Genomic DNA, 17,782 nt, shown 5'->3' with positions numbered 1-17,782 from the left:
AGTACATCAAGTACTACAACCAAGAGCGAATCAGATTGAAATTGAAGGGGCTAAGCCCGGTAAAGTACCGGGAACAGGCCCAAGCAGCCGCCTGACCCCACCGTCCAAGTCTCGGGGGTCACTTCAAGGATGGGTTTACGGCGTGTCCCGGCCAGCCCCTCCCCCCGCCACAACCGGTATCAACAAAGGCGCCGGCAGGCGAACCAGCCGCCCGCGTTTTCATCAACTCAACTCAACCAGTCCTTGCACGCGCCATCCACCTGTTCACCGCACGCCTGCTGCATCCTCTGCTGCAACCGCGCCAGCGTCTCGGCACCCTGGTGCTTCCCGCTCCACGCCTTCAGCTGCCCGGCCAGGCGCTCGAAACGCTGGCGGGTGCGCTGGTGGTAACCCGACGGCTGCGCCTCCAGTTCGGCGATCAGCGAGGCGGTGGCCTGCTCGATGCGCGGCGCGTCGTTCGGCGCCAGCTTCAGCAACCCTTCCACGTACAGCACGCCCCATTGCACGCGGGTGGCCGGGCCCTGCGCACCGTCGTAGGCACGCTTCAACCACTCCAGCGCACCGGCAGTGTCGCCGCGCTGCTCGGCCAGTTCGGCCAGCTCGGGCATGTAGTAGTAGGGCTGCTCGCTGCGCTTCAGTTCCGCCAGCAACAACGCCTCGGCACCGGCGTCGTCACCGACCTGGCGCAGTGCGTAGACCGCGCTGCTGATCGTGGCCTGGCGTGCATGCGCATCAGTGGCGGTGGCATCGGCCACGGCCACGCGCTGCTTGACCCGATCAACCAGCGGCGCGGGCAGTGCGCCCTTCTGCTGCTGCTGGCGGGCCAGCGATACTTCCGTCAGTGCGCGCGACAATGCGTCGTCGGCGCGGTCGCCGCGCTCGGCATCTGCGCGCTCCAGCGCGACCAGCAGCTGCTGCCCCAGCGTGTTGCGGGTGGCCGGGCCGGCGCTGGCCTGCTGGACCAACTGTGCGCCTGCATAGCCCAGCAACTCACGGTTGCGGCGGACTTCGGCCGGCTGCGCCAGCACGGCCTGCAGCAGCTCGCGTACTTCGGTAGGCGAGCTGGCGGGCGTGTCGGCGGTGGCCAGGGCCAGCAGGGCGAAGCGGCGTTGCAGCGCCGCGTCGGGTGCGGCCTTGGACAGCTGGCGCAGTACATCCTGGCCCCTGCGCCCGCCAGCCAGACGGTTGGCGTCGACTTCCCAGCCGTAGTCGCCCAGTACCTGCCAGTCTTCGGCGGCCAATTTTTCCGGCGTGGCCAGTGCCGTCGCCAGGGTGGCGGCGATGGCGCTGCGGCGCCCGGCCGCGACGGTCAATGCCCGGGTCAGTTCGGCGGCGTCGTTGCCACCGGCCACGCGGGTAAGTTCATTGCGCTGTGGGTCCAGCACGATCAGGGTCGGGTAGCCGCGCACCCCGAAGCGTTCGCCCCAGGCCTGCGCACCTTCCTCGTCGCCATCCAGGTAGACCGGCACGAACTTGCCGGTCAAGGCGATGAAGGCCGGGTCCTTGAACAGGCCGGCCTTGAGCTGGTTGCACGGCGGGCACCAGACCGCGCCCCAGTACAGCAGCACCGGCTTGCCGCTGTCTGCGGCTTCGGCGAAGGCATCATCGACGTCGCCCTGGCGCCACGCGATTCCCTTCGCCGGCGCAGGTGCCTCGGCGGAGTTGGCGGTGGAAACCGGGGCCGGGGTGCAGGCGCTCAGCGCCGAAGCCAGCAGCAACACGGAAAGCGCGACGCGCATCGGCAGCATCTCGAAGGGCAGGGTGACAGGGCATTGTAGGAACGCGCAGGGAAGCCGCTGATTCAGTTTGCTTATATCGGCTGGGCAGCTGGGCATGACACCCGCTGCCTTCAGGCGGCCGCCCGCACCATCTGCTGGTAGACCAGGCCGTTGAACTCGCCGGCCTCACCGTCAACCACGAAGCCATAGCGCAGATAGGTCGGCACAGCATTGAGCGATGCGCGTACGGTCAGGACCGGCTCGCGTACCTGCGGCAGCACCGCCTCGAACAGTGCATGGCCGATGCCCTTTCCCTGGCAGGCGGGATCAACGAACAGCATCGCCAGGTGGCGACCTTCCTTCAACTCGACCACGCCGACGATACGGCCGTCCTGCTCGGCCACCAGGATATGGTTGTCGCCGTCCAGGCGTTCACCGAACGCATCGGCGGCGGCGACATTGCCGAACGTGGCGATGCCGGCTGTGCTGAGCGAGGGCGCCACCGCCGCAGTGAACGCGGCCAGGCACACCGCGCTGATCGCAGGCAGGTCATCGACGCGGGCAGGGCGGATCGTCGGCATGCAGTGTTCTTCCCGTGGCGGGCTGCGCGCCCTCGCTGCCCCGTGCCTGCACGCTAAGCTGCAGGCATGAGTGATTTCAATCCCGCGCACGCTGCGTTGTTTCCACGGCAGGGCTTGAGCCTGGGCCTGATGACGCCGGTGGCGTCGCAGGGGCTGGCCGATCCGCATGAGGCGCGGCGCATCGCGCGGTTGGCCGACGATCTTGGTTTCGCCGCGCTATGGGCGCGCGATGTGCCGCTGATGGTGCCGCAGGGGCCGGACGCGACAGCAAGTGCGCTGGACGATCCGTTCCTGTGGCTGGGCATGCTGGCCGCTGCGACCGAGCGCATCGTGGTCGGCAGCGCGGCCATCGTGCTGCCATTGCGGCAGCCGCTGCAGGTGGCGAAGTCGGCGTTGAGCCTGGACCGGATCAGCGGCGGGCGGTTCGTGCTGGGGCTGGGTTCGGGTGATCGCCCGGAAGAATTCGCTGCGTTCGGCGAGGATCTGGAGGGCAGGGCGGCGACCTTCCGTGAGCGCTGGACGTTGCTGCGCGCGGCGCTGTCACCGGAGACCGATGAGCGGACCGCCGTACTGCAGGCGACCGGTGGCTTCGACGTACTTCCGGCGCCGGCAACCCGCGTTCCGATGCTGGTGGTGGGTACCGCACGGCAGAGCCTGCAGTGGATCGCGCGCGAGGCCGAAGGCTGGGTCACCTATCATCGTGAGGAGGCCGCGCAGGAGGGGCGCATCGGCCTGTGGCAGCAGGCGCTGGCGCAGCGCGGCGGACCAGGCAAGCCATTCGTGCAGTCGATGCTGCTGGATCTGCAGGCGGATCCGCAGGCGCCCCCCGAGCCGCTGCCGCTGGGCCTGAAGGTCGGCCGCGATGGCCTGCGTGACTATCTGCTGCGCGTGCATGGGCAGGGCGTGGCGCACGTGATGTTCAATCTGGTCGACAACGGGCGGCCGATGGACGCGGTGCTGCGTGAGATCGGGGAGCAGGTTCTGCCGCATATGCTCGGGTAGGTGTACACCTTGGTGGACACGCTCTCACCGCTGCGCCCGCTGAACTGCTGAGTGTTTCCTTCAGTGGCCGAGGCAGAAGCAGTCGAGCACTGCTCGACTCTACATGCAGCAGGCATCTGCGTATCATTCGCATTTGATACCCCGCTGCCGGAGCCCCGTGTGACCCAACGTTCCCCCATGCACCCGACCGGACGCCTGTTCGCCGCGGTCGCCTTCATCGAGGCCGTGACCTGGGCCGGCCTGCTCATCGGCATGTGGATGAAATACGGCCCGATGGCCAACGTGGCGCTGGTGAAGCTGTTCGGGCCGCTGCACGGCGTGGCCTTCCTGGTCTATGTGGCGGTGACGCTGTTTGCGGCGGTGCGCCTGCGCTGGCCGTGGTGGGCCAGTGCCCTGGCCCTGCTGGCAGCGATCCCGCCGCTGGTGACGCTGCCGTTGGAGTGGTGGTTCAAGCGCCGTGGCCTGCTCGGCTTGCGTGCAATGCGCTGAACCCACTGTTGCGGGCCCATTCAAGAGAATGGGTATCAAATGCAAATACGAGCCGTTATCATTTAAGGGTGGCATCTGGCCCTTAGCAGGGTCGGTGCCGGGTGGGGCGCGCAGGCGCGTCCGGCCAATCCTTCCCTGTTACGGCTGGTGTTTCATGCACGCACGTCCCGTCGTTCCCGGCTTGCCGGCGCTGGTGTTGGCTGCCCTGATCGGCACCATGGCGATGATGTCCTTCGTCGCCGTGATCGGCCCGGTGGTCCGCATGCTCGGTTTGTCCGAGTGGCATGCCGGGCTGTCAGTCACCGCCGCAGGCGTGTTGTGGATGCTGGCCGCGCGCCCCTGGGGCAAGCTCAGCGACCGCATCGGCCGCAAGCGTGTGCTGATGCTGGCGATGAGTGCCTACACCGTGGTCTACATCGCGCTGGCGGTGTTCATCGACGTGGCCCTGCAGGCAGTGCCGCCGGTGCTGGTGTCAGTGCTGGTGCTGGTTGCTGCGCGCGGCCTGATCGGCCTTTTCTACGCAGCGGTGCCTCCTACCGCAGCTGCGCTGATCGCCGACAAGGCGCCGACTGGGCAACGTGCGAAGTTCCTCGCCCGCCTGGGCAGCGCCAACGCACTGGGCATGGTGCTGGGCCCGGCTGCCGCGGGTTGGCTGGCCTATACGAACCTGTCGCTGGCGCTGTATGTAGCCGCACTGTTGCCACTGCTGGCGTTGGCGCTGCTGGCCTGGCGACTGCCGGCCACACCGCCTGTGATGGGCGTTTCCGCCCAGCGCCGCGCGCCGATGAGGTGCCTCGACCCGCGCCTGCGCCTGCCGCAGCTGGCGGCGTTCACCGCCATGGTCTCGGTGACCATCGCGCAGGTGACGGTGGGCTTTTTCGCGATTGATCGGCTGGGACTGGATGCGGCGGCCGGTGCGCGCATGGCCGGCATCGCGCTGACGGCGGTCGGCGTTGGCCTGATCCTGGCGCAGGCGCTGGTGATGAAGCTGGAGGTTCATCCGCGGCGCTGGATCGTCCTCGGCGCCGTGATCTCAGGCATCGGCTTTGCTTCGGTGGCGGGCGTGCAGCAGGCCTGGCAACTGCCTGCGGCCTACGCACTGGCTGCATTCGGCATGGGCTTCGTATTCCCTTCGTTCCAGGCGTTGGCCGCCGACGCGGTGGAGGCGCACGAGCAGGGCGCCGCCGCCGGTACTGTCGCTGCCGCGCAGGGACTGGGCATGGTGGCCGGGCCGATGCTCGGCACGCTGGTGTATCGCGGCGGGCCCAGCCTGCCATACCTCCTGGTCGGCGCGTTGCTGCTGTTGCTGTGCGCGCTGGCTGCAGCGCATCGGATGAAGGAGACCCCATGAACGATTCCCTGATGCAGGGCGCGTGGCCGGAGGCCGCGCCCGCGCCGCAGGAGAGCAGCGACGACGCGTCGCTGTTCCTCCTGCGGCACGCTGGCCAGCACGTGCACGCACGCGGTTGCCGCGCCACGCTGCCGGCCGGTGCGCTGGCGACGTTGGCAGAGCGCGTTGCGTCCTTCTTCGAGCAGCAGCGCGGTGGGCCGGGCCTGCTGGTCGGCGCAGTCCCTTTCGAACCCCGTGCGGACGACGCGTTGTACCAGCCCGAGCGCCTGCTGCCGGCCCTGCCGTTGCAGCCACAGGCCGCGCCAGCGCTGGAGGGTGCCCTGCAGGCCGAGCCTTCGGCGCAGGCGTACGCGGCGTCGGTGGCTGCGGCGGTGCAGGCATTGCGCGCGCCCGAACTGGACCTCCAGAAGGTGGTGCTGGCGCGCAGCCTGCTGGCACGCACGCGGCAGTCACTTTCCCCGGAGGTTCTGCTGGCCCGCCTGGGCGCGGATCCTTCGGTGGCGACCTACGCGGTGCCGTTACCGGTGGCGCCGGGTCAGGCGCCAGCCTGGCTGGTGGGGGCAACCCCGGAATTGCTGCTGCGCAAGCGCGGCGCCGAGCTGTTGTCGCACCCGCTGGCGGGCTCCGCGCGGCGCAGCACCAATGCTGCCGAGGACGAGCAGGCCGCGCAGGCGCTGCTGGCCTCGACCAAGGACCACGACGAGCACCGCCATGTGGTCGAGGCCATCGTCGACGGCCTGGCGCCGTACTGCAGCCACATCGATGCACAGCCGCGGCCGGCGCTGCATGCCACCGCCAGCATGTGGCATCTGGGTACCCGCATCCATGCCACCCTGAAGGATCCGCAGACATCGGCGGCCGAGCTGCTGGCGCAGCTGCATCCCACGCCGGCCGTCTGCGGTACGCCGCGGTTGGCGGCGCTGCAGCGCATACGCGAACTGGAACCGGTACCGCGCGGCTTCTATGCCGGCGCCGTGGGCTGGTTGGACGCGCAGGGTGACGGCGACTGGTATGTGGCAATCCGCTGCGCACGCCTGCAGGGAATGCAGCTGCGCCTGTTCGCCGGCGCCGGCATCGTTGCCGACTCGCAGCCCGAGGCCGAGGTGGCCGAGACCGCTGCGAAGTTCGCTGCCCTGCTGAATGCGTTGGGTGTCCATGAATCCGCGCCTGCGATCGAGCCTGCCGCATGACTACCTCCACTGACGCTTCCCGCCTGGCACTGCAGCAGGTGTGGCCGGATGACCTGATCGCGCGCTATCGCGAGGCCGGTCATTGGCGTGGCGAGACCTTTCCGGCGTTCCTGCGCGAACGTGCAGAACGCTATGCCGATGACATCGCGGTGGTCGCCGGCGACGTGCGCCTGAGCTATGCGCAGCTGTGGCACGAGGCCGGGCGGATCGGTGCAGGCCTGCTGGCGCTGGGCCTGCAGCCTGGCGAACGGGTGCTGGTGCAGCTGGGCAACACCGCAGGCTTCATCACCACGGTCTGCGGCCTGTTCCGGGCCGGCCTGGTGCCGGTGTACGCGCTGCCGGCGCACCGCATCACCGAGCTGGCGCACTTCGCCAACAAGGCCGAAGCCAGTGCCTACATCACCACGGCACTGCACGATGGCTTCGATCATCGCGGGCTGGCGCGGGCACTACAGGCCGAGGCCCCGGCAGTGCGCCATGTGGTGATCGACGGCGATGCGGCGGAGTTCATCGCGCTGGAGGCGCTGCAGGGTGACCGCAGCCAGCTGCCGCCCGATCCGGACCCGCAGTCGGTGGCGTTCCTGCAGATTTCCGGTGGGAGCACCGGGCTGTCCAAGCTGATTCCACGCACGCATGACGACTACATCTATTCGTTCCGTGCCAGCAATGAAATCTGCGGCATCGACCGCGACAGCGTCTACCTGGTCGCGCTGCCGGCCGCGCACAATTTCCCGATGAGCTCGCCCGGCTTCTTCGGCGCGTTGTATGCCGGTGCCCGCGTGGTGCTCAGCCCCGGCCCCGGGCCGGACGCCGCATTCCCGCTGATCGCACGGGAGCGGGTGACCTGCTGCGGCCTGGTGCCGCCGCTGGCGCTGCTGTGGGCGCAGGCCGCCGCCACCAGCAAGTATGACCTGTCGAGCCTGCAGGTGCTGCAGGTGGGCGGTGCCAAACTGGTGCCGGAAGCCGCACGGCGAGTGATCGACGGCCTTGGCTGCACGCTGCAGCAGGTGTTTGGCATGGCCGAAGGCCTGGTCAACTACACGCGGCTGGATGATCCGGAGGACCTGATCGTGGCTTGCCAGGGTCGGCCGATCAGTCCGGACGACGAAGTGCGCGTGGTCGATGACCATGACCAGCCGGTGGCCGAAGGCGAGGTGGGGCATCTGCTCACCCGTGGCCCGTACACCATCCGTGGCTACCACAACGATGCGGTGGCCAATGCGCGCTCGTTCACCGATGACGGCTTCTACCGTACCGGTGACCGCGTGCAGCAGCTGCCCGGGGGCTACCTGGTGGTACAGGGGCGTGCGGGTGACCACATCAACCGGGCGGGCGAGAAAATCTCTGCTGAAGAGATCGAGGACCACCTGCTGGCACATCCCGGCGTGTTCGATGCGGCCGTGGTCTCGATTCCCGACGAGTACCTGGGCGAGCGCAGCTGCGCCTTTGTGATCCCGCAGGGCGAACCGTTCAAGGCGCCGGCACTGAAGGCCTGGATGCGCGGGCGCGGCCTGGCGGCGTTCAAGGTGCCCGACCAGATCGTGTTCGTCGACAGTTTCAATACCACGGCGGTCGGCAAGATCAGCCGCCGCGAATTGCGCGCGCAGCTGCGTGCGCGTCATCTGCAACAAACAGGAGGAACGCGCTGATGGCGCTGCCCCGTATCACCGACTATCCCTTGCCGACCGCCGCCGAACTACCGCAGGCGCGTGGCCCGTGGCGCCCGCAGCGCGATCGTGTGGCTTTGCTGGTGCACGACATGCAACGCTACTTCCTGGCGGCATTCGACGCCGGCAGCACGCCCTTGCGGCCGGCGGTGGACAACATCGTGCGCCTGCTGGCGCACTGCCGCGCGCAGGGCATTCCGGTGTTCTACACCGCCCAGCATGGCGACCAGGACCGGCGTGATCGTGGCCTGCAGGCCGACCTGTGGGGACCGGGCATGCGTCGCAGCGCCGATCATGAGCCGATCATCGAGGCGCTGGCGCCGCAGCCGGGCGAGCATGTGCTGGTCAAGCATCGCTATAGCGCCTTCCAGCGCAGCAACCTGGAGACGCTGATGCGGGTACGTGGGCGTGACCAGCTGCTGGTGACCGGCGTGTACGCCCATATCGGCTGTACCGCGACCGTCGTCGAGGCCTTCCAGCGTGACATCGAGGCCTTCATCGCCGCCGATGCGGTGGCGGACTTCTCGCGTGCCGATCACGATCAGGCGCTGCACTGGATCGCGCGCACCTGTGGTGTGCCGTTGACCACCGATCAGCTGCTGGAGGTGCTGTGATGGCTGCCATGGGTGAGGCGCTGGATCTGGAGCGGATGCGCGCCGACGTGGCGCGCGTGCTGGAGTGCACGCCGGCCGAGATCGGTGACGACGACAACCTGATCGACCTGGACCTGGATTCAATGCGCATGCTCGGCCTGGTCCTGGCCTGGGGCAACACTGGCCTTCCGCTGGAGTTCTCGCAGTTGGCCGAGCACACCACGCTGCGCCGGTGGTGGGGTGTGGTGCAGCAACTGCAGGCCGCGCAGAACGCATGAACGCCGCAGCGCTGGCCACGCCGGTGGCGTTGACCGAGGCCCAGGCGGGGCTGTGGTTCGCACAGCGGCTGGCACCGGACAATCCGTCATTCAATACCGCGCACGCGGTATGGATCGACGGCCCGCTGGACGTGGCCGCGTTCGTCGCAGCCGCAGACCAGGCTGCGCGCGAGGCCGAGGCTTTCGCATTGCGCTTTGCCGAAGGTGCCGATGGCCAGCCACTACAGTGGCATGACCCGGCACACGTGCCGTTGCTTTCGGTGCGCGATGTTTCTACCGAGGCGGATCCCGCCGCTGCGGCACGCAACCTGATGCACGCCGACCGGCTGAGCCCGGTCGATCCCGCCCGCGACCGGATCAGCCAGCAGGTACTGTTCGATCTGGGTGGCCTGCGCTGGGTCTGGTACCTGCGCGTGCATCATCTGGCGGCCGATGGCTACGGCATGGCGCTGTTCACTGATCGGGTGTGCGCGTTGTATGCCGGTCGTACCGGTGAGTCACTGCCGGGGCTGGCGGGCGTGCTGGCCGATGATGCCGCGTTTCGTGCCGATCCGCGCCGCGTGCAGGCCGGGCAGTGGTGGCGCGAGCACATGCAGGGCGCACCGGCAGGTGCAGGCCTGGCCGGCACGCTCGCGGCCAGTGACGACGCGCTGCGCTGGGTGCAGCCGCTCGATGCGGCATTCCGTGAGCTGTTGCTGCAGGCTTCGGTGCGTTGGCTGCAGCCTTGGCCGGATGTGCTGGTCGCGCTGGCGGCCGAGTACCTGCGGCGCATGAGTGGCGCCGATGAAGTGGTGCTGGGCGTGCCCTACATGGGGCGGTTGGGCAACGCGTCGGCGCGGGTGCCGGCGATGGTGATGAATGTGCTGCCGCTGCGCGTGGCGGCCGGCGAGGGCAGCGTCGAGGCCTTCACCCGCGGCCTGGGTCGGCAGCTCAGCCAGGGGCGCAAGCACGGCCGTTACCGCGGTGAGCAGCTGCGCCGGGACCTGGGCCTGGTCGGCGCGCAGCAGCGCCTGCACGGTCCGCTGGTGAATGTGCAGCCGTTCTACAAGGCGCTGGCGCTGCCCGGCGTGCAGGCGACGCTGGAGGTGCTGTGCACCGGGCCGGTGGATGACCTGACGCTGGGCTTCCGTGGCGATGGCCAGGCGCTGCTGGATCTGGAAATCGAGGCCAATCCCGCGCTGTACAGTCGCGAGGATGTCGAGGCGCACGCGGCGCGGCTGCTGCATTTCGTATCGGCGGCGCTGCAGGCTGACGATATCGCAGCCGTGCCCCATGCGACGCCCGAGGAGGCGCAGCAGGTGCTGCAGGAATTCAATGCCACCGCGCACGCGCTGCCGGAGACGACCCTGGTCGAGCTGCTGCAGCAGGGCATGGATCGGGATCCGCACGCGCCGGCGCTGGTGTTCGGCGACACTACGCTGGACTACGCGACGCTGGAAGCGCGCAGTTTCGCGCTGGCGGCACAGCTGCGGGCGATGGATGTCGGCCCGGGCAGCGTGGTGGCGGTGGCATTGCCGCGCTCGCTGGAGCTGGTGATCGCGCTGGTCGCGGTGCTGCGCGCAGGCGCGGCCTATCTTCCGCTGGACCTTGCCCATCCCGATGAGCGGCTGGCGCGCATCCTCGCCTCGGCACAGCCTGTGTGCGTACTGGCTGCGTCCGAGGTTTCGGCGCGCATGGCCGGCGTACCGGTGCTCGCGCCGGAGCAGTGGGCCGCGCTGAGCTTCGCTGCGTCCTGGGCCGATCCGGCGCCCAGCGATGCGGCCTATGTGATCTATACCTCCGGTTCGACCGGCGAGCCGAAGGGCGTGGTCATCGAACACCGCGCCATCGTCAACCGCCTGCTGTGGATGCGCGAGCACTACGGCATCCGCGCCGATGACCGCGTGCTGCAGAAGACCCCGGCCACCTTCGATGTGTCGGTCTGGGAGTTCTTCCTGCCGTTGCTGTGCGGGGCAACGCTGGTGATTGCCGGGCCCGATGCGCATCGCGACCCCACTGAACTGGCCCGCTTGATCCGTGGCCATGGCATCACCACGGCGCATTTCGTGCCGTCGATGCTCGATGCCTTCCTCGCTGCACCGGCCTCCGAAGGCCTGCAGCAGCGACGGGTATTCACCAGTGGCGAGGCGCTGGACGCCGCGTTGCGCGACCGCTTCCACGCGCGCATGCACGCCGAGCTGCACAACCTGTATGGCCCGACCGAAGCCGCGGTGGACGTCAGCTACTGGCCGGCGTCGGCGCAGGATCGATCGCGGCCGGTGCCGATCGGCTTCCCGGTCTGGAATACCCGACTTTACGTGCTGGACGCGCGGATGCAGCCGGTGCCGGTCGGTGTGGCCGGTGACCTTTATCTGGGCGGTGTGCAGCTGGCGCGCGGCTATCTCGGTCGCGAGGACCTGACTGCCGAACGCTTCCTTGCCGATCCTTTCCTGGCGGGCGAGCGAATCTACCGCACCGGCGACATAGCGCGCTGGCGCAGCGATGGCGCGGTGGAGTACCTGGGCCGCAGCGACCATCAGGTGAAACTGCGCGGCCTGCGCATCGAGTTGGGCGAGATCGAGGCGGCTTTGCGCGAACTGCCGGGCATGGAGCGGGTGGAAGTGCTGCTGCGCCAGGATGCGCCCGGCGACGCGCGTCTGGTGGCGTATGTGCCGACTGCGCTTGCCGATGCCGTGATGCTGCGCAGCCATTTGGCCACGCGTGTGCCGGACTACATGGTGCCCTCGGCGTTTGTCGGCGTGGACCACTGGCCGGTGACCGCCAACGGCAAGCTCGACCGCAACGCGTTGCCGAAACCATCACAACATGAGGTCGCCGGATTGGCGCCGCGCACGCCGTTGGAACAGAAGCTGGCGTCGCTGTTTGCCCAGGCACTCGGGCGAGAAGCGCCGGTGGCGGTGGATGCGGATTTCTTCAGTCTCGGCGGTGACTCGCTGTCGGCGGTGCACCTGCTGCTGGCGATCGAACAGCGCTGGCGCTGCGATCTCGGTCTGGGGGCGTTGTTTGCCCAGCCCACCGTGGCCGCGCTGGCGGTTCGCATTGCCGAGCCACCCGCGCTGGCCGATCACGCACTGGGGCCGGTGATCGCGCTGGCCGCGACCGACGCTGCCGGGCCTACGCCGCTGTTCGTGCTGCACCCGGCCGGCGGCATCGCCTGGAACTACCGCACCCTGGCCCGGGCACTGCAGCCGGCACGCCCGGTATATGGCCTGCAGTCGCCGGCACTGGACGCGCGGCAGCCGCTGCCGAGCAGCATCGAGGCGATGGCCAGCGACTACGTACAGCGCGTGGTTGCATTGCAGCCAAAGGGGCCGGTACACCTGCTGGGCTGGTCGGTGGGTGGCATCCTCGCGCAGGCAATGGCGGTGCGACTGCATGAGATCGGGCGCGAGGTCGGCGAACTGGTACTGCTGGACGCCTATCCCAGCGAGTGCTGGCGGGCCGAGCCGGAACCCGATGCCATCGCCGCATTGCGGGCACTGCTGGCGATTGCCGGGCATGACCCGGATGCGCATCCGGAACTGGACAGCCAGGAGCGCATTCTCGCGTTCCTGCGTCGTGGTGGCAGTGCGCTGGGTAGCCTGCCGGATGTCGTGCTGGATGGCGTGGTGCGCGCCGTGACCGGCACCAATCGACTGATCCGTGAGCATATCCACCGGCCGTTCGATGGCACGCTGGTGCATGTGCGTGCGGGCCGGGATCACCAGGCGCGGCCACAGTTGCAGTCGGCGTTGTGGCGGGCACACGCGCGTAGGGTGCAGTCGTTGGAACTGCCGTTCCTGCATGCAGAACTGACCGGCCGCGATGCGGTGGCGCAGCTGGCGCCGTGGTTGTCGGCGCGGTTGCGCCAATGGGACGAGCAACAGGAGATCGCAACATGCAGTTGACCGGCTTTGAAGGCCGCGTGGCGCTGGTCACCGGCGCTGCCGGCGGCATCGGCGAGGCACTGGTACGGTTACTGGCCGAGGCCGGTTGCACCGTGGTGGCGACCGATCGCGAGGCGCCTGTTACGGCAGATGTGCGTGTGCATACCTTCGCACTCGACGTGACCGACAGTGCCGCCGTGGACGGCTTGGTGGATCAGGTCGAGTCCCGCATCGGGCCGATCATGCTGGGCGCCAGCGTGGCCGGTGTGCTGCATGTGGGCGGCGTGACCGAGACCGGCGATGACGACTGGCGCCGGGTGTTCGCGGTGAACACCGACGGGGTGTTCCATGTCGGGCGTGCCCTGGCGCGGGTGATGTCTCCGCGCGGGCAGGGCGCGATGGTTACCGTCAGCTCGAATGCGGCCGGTGTGCCGAGGCATGGCATGGCCGCCTATGCGGCATCCAAGGCCGCCGCCACGATGTTCACCCGCTGCCTCGGGCTGGAGCTGGCGCCGTTGGGCATCCGCTGCAACATCGTCGCCCCGGGCTCGACGCTGACCCCGATGCAGACCGGCATGTGGCAGGACGAGCACGGCGCCGGACGGGTGATCGCCGGCAACCTGGAGACCTACAAGGCTGGCATTCCGCTGCGCAAGCTGGCCACCCCCGAGGACATCGCGCACGCGGCGATGTTCCTGCTCTCCGAACAGGCCGGGCACGTGGCCATGAGCGACCTGTACGTCGACGGCGGCGCCACCCTGCGCGCCTGAGCCCCGACCGCCGCTGCCCGGCAACGGTAGTGCCGGCCGCTGGCCGGTAGTCCATAGCCCCCGGTAGTGCCGGCCGCTGGCCGGCAACCTCATTCAGCTTCATCTCCCAGCCCCCATCGAGGCTTGGCCCGACAGCCAGCGCCCAATGATCGACCCATCATGGCGCATGAGCAGCCATCGCCTCCGCCTGGGCCGTCGCTCGATCATTGGCCAGGCCTACGTTCTGACCACCACCACGCATCAGCGCCGCAGGCTCTTTGAAAGCGATGCTTCGGCAGCATGTGTAATCGATCAGTTCGATTGCATCGAACAGCGCGGGCTCGTACGGTCACACGCATGGGTCGTCATGCCGGATCACGTCCACTGGATGTTCGAGCTGCGTGCAGCTGACCTTCCCGACATCGCGCGCCGGATGAAGTCGTCGAGCGCGCTTGCCCTGAATCGCCTGGCGGGCCGTCGAAGCACGGTGTGGCAGCCCGGCTACTTCGATCATGCATTGAGGACCGAAGAGTCGCTGGCGCGGCAGGCGTTGTACATCCTGGGGAATCCGGTACGCGCCGGTCTCGCTGGACAGATTGGCGAGTATCCCTATGCGTGGTCGGCCTGGATGTGATGCCGGCCAGCGGCCGGCACCACCACAGCAGAACCGACGCGCAGCGTAGATCGCGTTCCGGCGCACAGAGCACCCTCGATGGTAGTGCCGGCCGCTGGCCGGCAACCACATGACCCGCGCAGAGATGCGTAGCTGCCGGCCAGCGGCCGGCACCATCATTCAATGTTCAGCGCGGCCATTCGCTGTTCAGCGCCGCCTGCGCGCGCTTCGGCCGTGGTCGGCCTGGATGTGATGCCGGCCAGCGGCCGGCACTACCACAGCAGAGCCGACGCGCAGCGCAGATCGCGTTCCGGCGCACAGAGCACCCTCGATGGTAGTGCCGGCCGCTGGCCGGCAACCACATGACCTGCGCTGAGATGCGTAGCTGCCGGCCGGCGACCGGCACTACCATTCAGTGTTCAGCGCGGCTTGCGCGTACGCTTTGGCTTTGTGGTATCACCGCCGCTGGCGGCGCTGTCCTGCAGCGCCTGCAGCCAGGACAAGGTGTCCACATAGTCGATGAAGTGGCGCAGGTAGCCGGGGCTGGTGGCCTGCATCGTGTCGAGCATGCGTTGCACCAGCACCGCCGAGTTCAGCGGGCCGCCGTCAGCCGGAGCCTCGGCGCGCAGCGAGCGGCGCACCTGCAGTTCGCTGCGCAGCTCCGACCACTCGCGCTGCACCTGCTGCAGCATCGGCACTTGTGGGTAATACGGCAGCGAGCGCGACCCCGCATTGAGGTCACGCACCAATGCGCGCAGGCCTTCCAGGGCGGGCGGTTTACTTGCCATCCGCCGCCTTGGGCTTGGGAATCGGCGCGATTTCCACGCGGCGATTGCGCGCGCGGCCTTCCTCATTGGCGTTGGAACTGACCGGCTGCTCGCTGCCGAACGCGGCGGCGAACACGGCGTCGGCCGGTACGCCATCGGCGATCAGGGTGCGGGTCACGATCAGCGAGCGCTGCGCGGACAGCTCCCAGTTGTCAGCAAAGCGGCGGTTGCCTTCGCGCACGGGCGCATCGTCGGTGAAGCCGCTGACCATCAGGATCTCTTCGCGGCTGCCCAGATAGGCGGCCAGCGGTGCGGCCAGGCTGCGCAGCAGCTCCTGGCCTTCCGGCTGCAGCTGGTCGGAGTTGAGCGCGAACAGCACGCTGCCGCTGATGCCGATGCGGCCATTCACCAGCGTCACGCGGCCGGCCGCCAGCGGTCCGGCCAACGCTTGCTCCAGCGTCTGCAGGCGCTTGGCCTCGGCCTGGCGCTGCTTCACTTCCTGCTCCAGCCGCTGCGACAGCTCCAGCTGCACCGCGACCACACCCACCAGGATCAGCACGAACGCACCCAGCAGCACCGACATCAGGTCGCCGAAGGCGGCCCAGATCGGCGCGTGCGAGCCGCCATCGACCTCCAGCTCGTCGCTCATGCGCTGCCGGCCTTGCCGCGGCGTGTGGCCAGCTGCTGCAGTTCTTCCATCACCTGCTTCTGCGACAGCAGGCTGAGGTCGACCACCTCGCGCGCCTGCGCTACGTAGTAAGCCAGTTGCTCATCGCTTCGGGCCAGCGAGGCATCCAGTGCACCACCGATCTGTTCCAGGCGGCCGGAAAGCTCGGTGGCGGCACTGCCGAACTGCGCGACCGCTTCACCGAAGGCGCCGGCCAGCTGGCCGACGTCACCCGCGCTGCCGGTAAGTGCTGCCGCAATGCCATCCAGCTTGCCGGTCTCGGCGGCGATATGATCGGTAAAGCGGTTGCCGACACGCTCCAGCAGCTCGGCCGAACCGCCAACCAGTGCGTCCACCGCGGTGCGCTGTTCGTGCGATGCGTGGTTGATCGCATCGAGCAGGGTCTGCACGGTGGCCAGCAGGCGGCCGCGCTCTTCCAGCATTGCGTTGTCGCGTACCAGGCTCTCGGACAGCGTGCTGCGCAGCTCGTTGATGACATCGGCGGCAGCCTTCGGCGCGGCCGCGGCGGTCTGCAGCAGGGTGGACACTTCGGCCAGCGTGGCACTGGCCTGCGCGCGACCGTTCTCGCCGATCTGCTGTGCGGTGGCCGCCAGCGCGTCGCAGACCCGTTGCTGCTGTGCAGCCAGGCGTTCGCCATTGGCCTGCAGGCGCTCGGCCAGCTCGGTGGAAACGTGCTGCAGGGCATCGCTCCAGCGCTGCAGGCGCTGTTCGTCACCGGCCTGCAGTTGCGCCTGCAGGGCGGCGTGGGCCTGCTGCAACTCGGCGCTGACCGCGTCCCAGCGTGCCTGGCGCTGCTGCTCGCGGCTGTCCAGGCTGGCCTGCAGTTGGGCATGCGCAGTCGCGGCGGCGGCCTGGGCGGCTTGCCACTGTTGCGAGCGCTGCTGTTCGTGGTCCTGCAGCAGCGACTGGCTGGCGCTGTGGCGCTGTTCCAGTGCCTGCAGCAGTGCCTGCGCGTGCTCGTCCAGCTGCTGGCCGGCCGCCAGCAGCGCCTGCTGCTGGCGCTCGATCAGCGCGCTGTTCAGTGCCTGCTGCTGCTCGATGGCGGCGCGCCAGGCCTCGGCGTTGCCGTTGGCATCGGCCTGCAGGCGCTCGCCGATGCGCGCGATCAACGCTTCGGCATGCGTGCCCTGGCCATCGCTGAAGGCCTGCAGGTGCTGGCGCAGATCACTCACCAGCGCCTGCTGCGCCTGGGACTGTTCACTCACCACCTTGGCCCAGCTGGCTTCGGTGGCGACCCGGCTGCGTTCGAAACCGTCGCTCAGGCCCGCAAGCTGCTGTTGCACGGCCCGCTCGACACGGGCATGCAACGCTTCGCCATGGTGAGCCAGACCGGCCAGGGTGGTCTCGGCCATCGGCTGCAGCGCGCCACCGATGGCCGCGGCACTGGCTTCGGCACCTTCGCGCAGCGACTGCTGCAGCGACAGGGCCAGGCGTTCCTGCAGCGCCTGGCTCTGCGTCAGGAACTCGGCCTGGCCTGCCAGCAGGCGCTCATTGGCGGCCGCACTGTGCTGTTCAAAGGTGCTGGTCATCGCCTGCAGGCGGTCGACCAGCGCCGGCAGCGCGGCGGACTGTGCCTGCAGCAGGCGCAGGGATTCGGCGCGCTGCCAGGCCTGCGAATACGGGTGCAGGTCGCCGGCAATGGCGCGGTCCAGCTGCTGCACGGCCTGCAGGCGGTCGCGGCGCAGCAGCGCGGCCAACAGACCGAGCATCGCCGAGCTGGCCACGCCGGCGATCGAGGTACCGAAGGCCACCGCCAGGCCCTGCACCGGCGAGGCCAGCGAGCCGCGGATGGCGGCCATGTCGGTGGCGCTCTGCAGGGCCAGGCCAGTGCCGCGCAGGGTATCCATCATGCCCAGCAGGGTGCCGAGCATGCCGAGCAGCACCAGCAGGCCGACCAGGTACGGGGTCAGCACCGGCGCGGGCAGGGCAGTGCGCTCGCCTTCCACGCGCAGGCGCACGGCGTTGCGCAGGCCCACCGGCACGCGCTCCAGCCAGGGAGCGAGGCTTTCCTTTGCGCTGGACAGGTCGTTCAGTGCGGCGCGCAGGCCGTTGCTGGCCTGGCGGTAGCGGTACAGCTCCACGCCGCCGGCGATGTAGCAGGCCGCGATGATTGCCGCCACCGCTGCACCCAGCGGATGCACCGAAACGTAGCCAATGCCGATCCAGCACACGGCCAGCAGGCCGACAAGGAAAACAACGACATGGAGAGCAGTTCTGGACATGGTGTTCC

At 68.9% G+C, this 17,782-nt stretch carries 16 protein-coding genes; 11 read left to right on the top strand and 5 right to left on the bottom strand.

The genetic code is table 11. The features are described 5' to 3' along the window. The coding region (locus WDC87_RS18350) for an IS3 family transposase (RefSeq protein WP_188248859.1) at positions 1-95 on the top strand (95 nt) is incomplete at its 5' end. A 132-nt stretch (positions 96-227) separates the two neighbouring features. Here WDC87_RS18350 and WDC87_RS18345 read toward each other — a convergent pair. Both WDC87_RS18345 and WDC87_RS18340 read right to left on the bottom strand, forming a co-directional pair. After that, the gene (locus WDC87_RS18345; protein ID WP_252744759.1) at positions 228-1,748 is read right to left on the bottom strand and encodes a thioredoxin family protein; all 1,521 of its coding nucleotides are present in this window, start codon (positions 1,746-1,748) and stop codon (positions 228-230) included. A gap of 101 nt (positions 1,749-1,849) precedes the next feature. Continuing rightward, on the bottom strand, positions 1,850-2,299 hold the full coding sequence (locus tag WDC87_RS18340; RefSeq protein WP_252744758.1) for a GNAT family N-acetyltransferase: 450 nt from the start codon (positions 2,297-2,299) through the stop codon (positions 1,850-1,852). A gap of 66 nt (positions 2,300-2,365) precedes the next feature. On the opposite strand from WDC87_RS18340, the gene WDC87_RS18335 reads away from it, so the two are divergent. The 10 genes from WDC87_RS18335 to WDC87_RS18290 all read left to right on the top strand — a co-directional run bounded on the left by WDC87_RS18335 (position 2,366) and on the right by WDC87_RS18290 (position 14,118). Continuing rightward, positions 2,366-3,301 (top strand): TIGR03571 family LLM class oxidoreductase, encoded by a 936-nt coding sequence (locus WDC87_RS18335; RefSeq protein WP_088496088.1) that lies wholly within the window; start codon positions 2,366-2,368, stop codon positions 3,299-3,301. Between the two features lie 177 nt (positions 3,302-3,478). Beyond that, positions 3,479-3,790, top strand: coding sequence for a DUF3817 domain-containing protein (locus WDC87_RS18330; RefSeq protein ID WP_032129991.1), 312 nt, complete (start codon positions 3,479-3,481; stop codon positions 3,788-3,790). A 154-nt stretch (positions 3,791-3,944) separates the two neighbouring features. Next, positions 3,945-5,141: an MFS transporter gene (locus WDC87_RS18325; RefSeq protein ID WP_072167531.1), complete on the top strand. Its 1,197-nt coding sequence runs from the start codon at positions 3,945-3,947 to the stop codon at positions 5,139-5,141. After that, a complete protein-coding gene (locus WDC87_RS18320) occupies positions 5,138-6,331 on the top strand; it encodes an isochorismate synthase (protein WP_072167532.1) in 1,194 nt (397 codons plus the stop codon). The genes WDC87_RS18325 and WDC87_RS18320 overlap by 4 nt, the downstream gene beginning before the upstream one ends. Next, entirely contained in the window at positions 6,328-7,980 is a 1,653-nt protein-coding gene (locus tag WDC87_RS18315; protein WP_072167533.1) for an AMP-binding protein, read from the top strand. Before WDC87_RS18320 ends, WDC87_RS18315 begins: the two co-directional genes overlap by 4 nt. Beyond that, positions 7,980-8,612, top strand: a complete 633-nt coding sequence (locus WDC87_RS18310) for an isochorismatase family protein (RefSeq protein ID WP_151355294.1) — start codon at positions 7,980-7,982, stop codon at positions 8,610-8,612. The genes WDC87_RS18315 and WDC87_RS18310 overlap by 1 nt, the downstream gene beginning before the upstream one ends. Then, positions 8,612-8,869 (top strand): phosphopantetheine-binding protein, encoded by a 258-nt coding sequence (locus WDC87_RS18305; RefSeq protein ID WP_072167534.1) that lies wholly within the window; start codon positions 8,612-8,614, stop codon positions 8,867-8,869. The genes WDC87_RS18310 and WDC87_RS18305 overlap by 1 nt, the downstream gene beginning before the upstream one ends. Continuing rightward, complete coding sequence (locus tag WDC87_RS18300; protein ID WP_252744757.1) at positions 8,866-12,756, top strand: enterobactin synthase subunit F; 3,891 nt, start codon at positions 8,866-8,868, stop codon at positions 12,754-12,756. The genes WDC87_RS18305 and WDC87_RS18300 overlap by 4 nt, the downstream gene beginning before the upstream one ends. Next, positions 12,747-13,505, top strand: coding sequence for a 2,3-dihydro-2,3-dihydroxybenzoate dehydrogenase (locus WDC87_RS18295; protein ID WP_252744756.1), 759 nt, complete (start codon positions 12,747-12,749; stop codon positions 13,503-13,505). Before WDC87_RS18300 ends, WDC87_RS18295 begins: the two co-directional genes overlap by 10 nt. A 166-nt stretch (positions 13,506-13,671) precedes the next feature. Further along, complete coding sequence (locus tag WDC87_RS18290; RefSeq protein ID WP_072167537.1) at positions 13,672-14,118, top strand: transposase; 447 nt, start codon at positions 13,672-13,674, stop codon at positions 14,116-14,118. Positions 14,119-14,516: 398 nt separating this feature from the next. Here WDC87_RS18290 and WDC87_RS18285 read toward each other — a convergent pair whose 3' ends face one another. Genes WDC87_RS18285 through WDC87_RS18275 form a run of 3 tightly spaced genes read right to left on the bottom strand, consistent with a single transcriptional unit; the run spans position 14,517 to position 17,774 of the window. Next, complete coding sequence (locus tag WDC87_RS18285) at positions 14,517-14,885, bottom strand: DUF2894 domain-containing protein (RefSeq protein ID WP_252745217.1); 369 nt, start codon at positions 14,883-14,885, stop codon at positions 14,517-14,519. Beyond that, the gene (locus tag WDC87_RS18280) at positions 14,875-15,513 is read right to left on the bottom strand and encodes an OmpA family protein (protein ID WP_252745216.1); all 639 of its coding nucleotides are present in this window, start codon (positions 15,511-15,513) and stop codon (positions 14,875-14,877) included. Before WDC87_RS18280 ends, WDC87_RS18285 begins: the two co-directional genes overlap by 11 nt. Beyond that, the gene (locus WDC87_RS18275) at positions 15,510-17,774 is read right to left on the bottom strand and encodes a DUF802 domain-containing protein (RefSeq protein ID WP_088496083.1); all 2,265 of its coding nucleotides are present in this window, start codon (positions 17,772-17,774) and stop codon (positions 15,510-15,512) included. The genes WDC87_RS18280 and WDC87_RS18275 overlap by 4 nt, the downstream gene beginning before the upstream one ends. Positions 17,775-17,782 lie beyond the last annotated feature (8 nt).

This window comes from Stenotrophomonas maltophilia group sp. Smal12, from assembly GCF_037079935.1.
GTDB lineage: Bacteria > Pseudomonadota > Gammaproteobacteria > Xanthomonadales > Xanthomonadaceae > Stenotrophomonas > Stenotrophomonas sepilia.
Note: the sequence above shows the minus strand (reverse complement) of the source record. Positions and strands in the feature narration are given on the sequence as shown.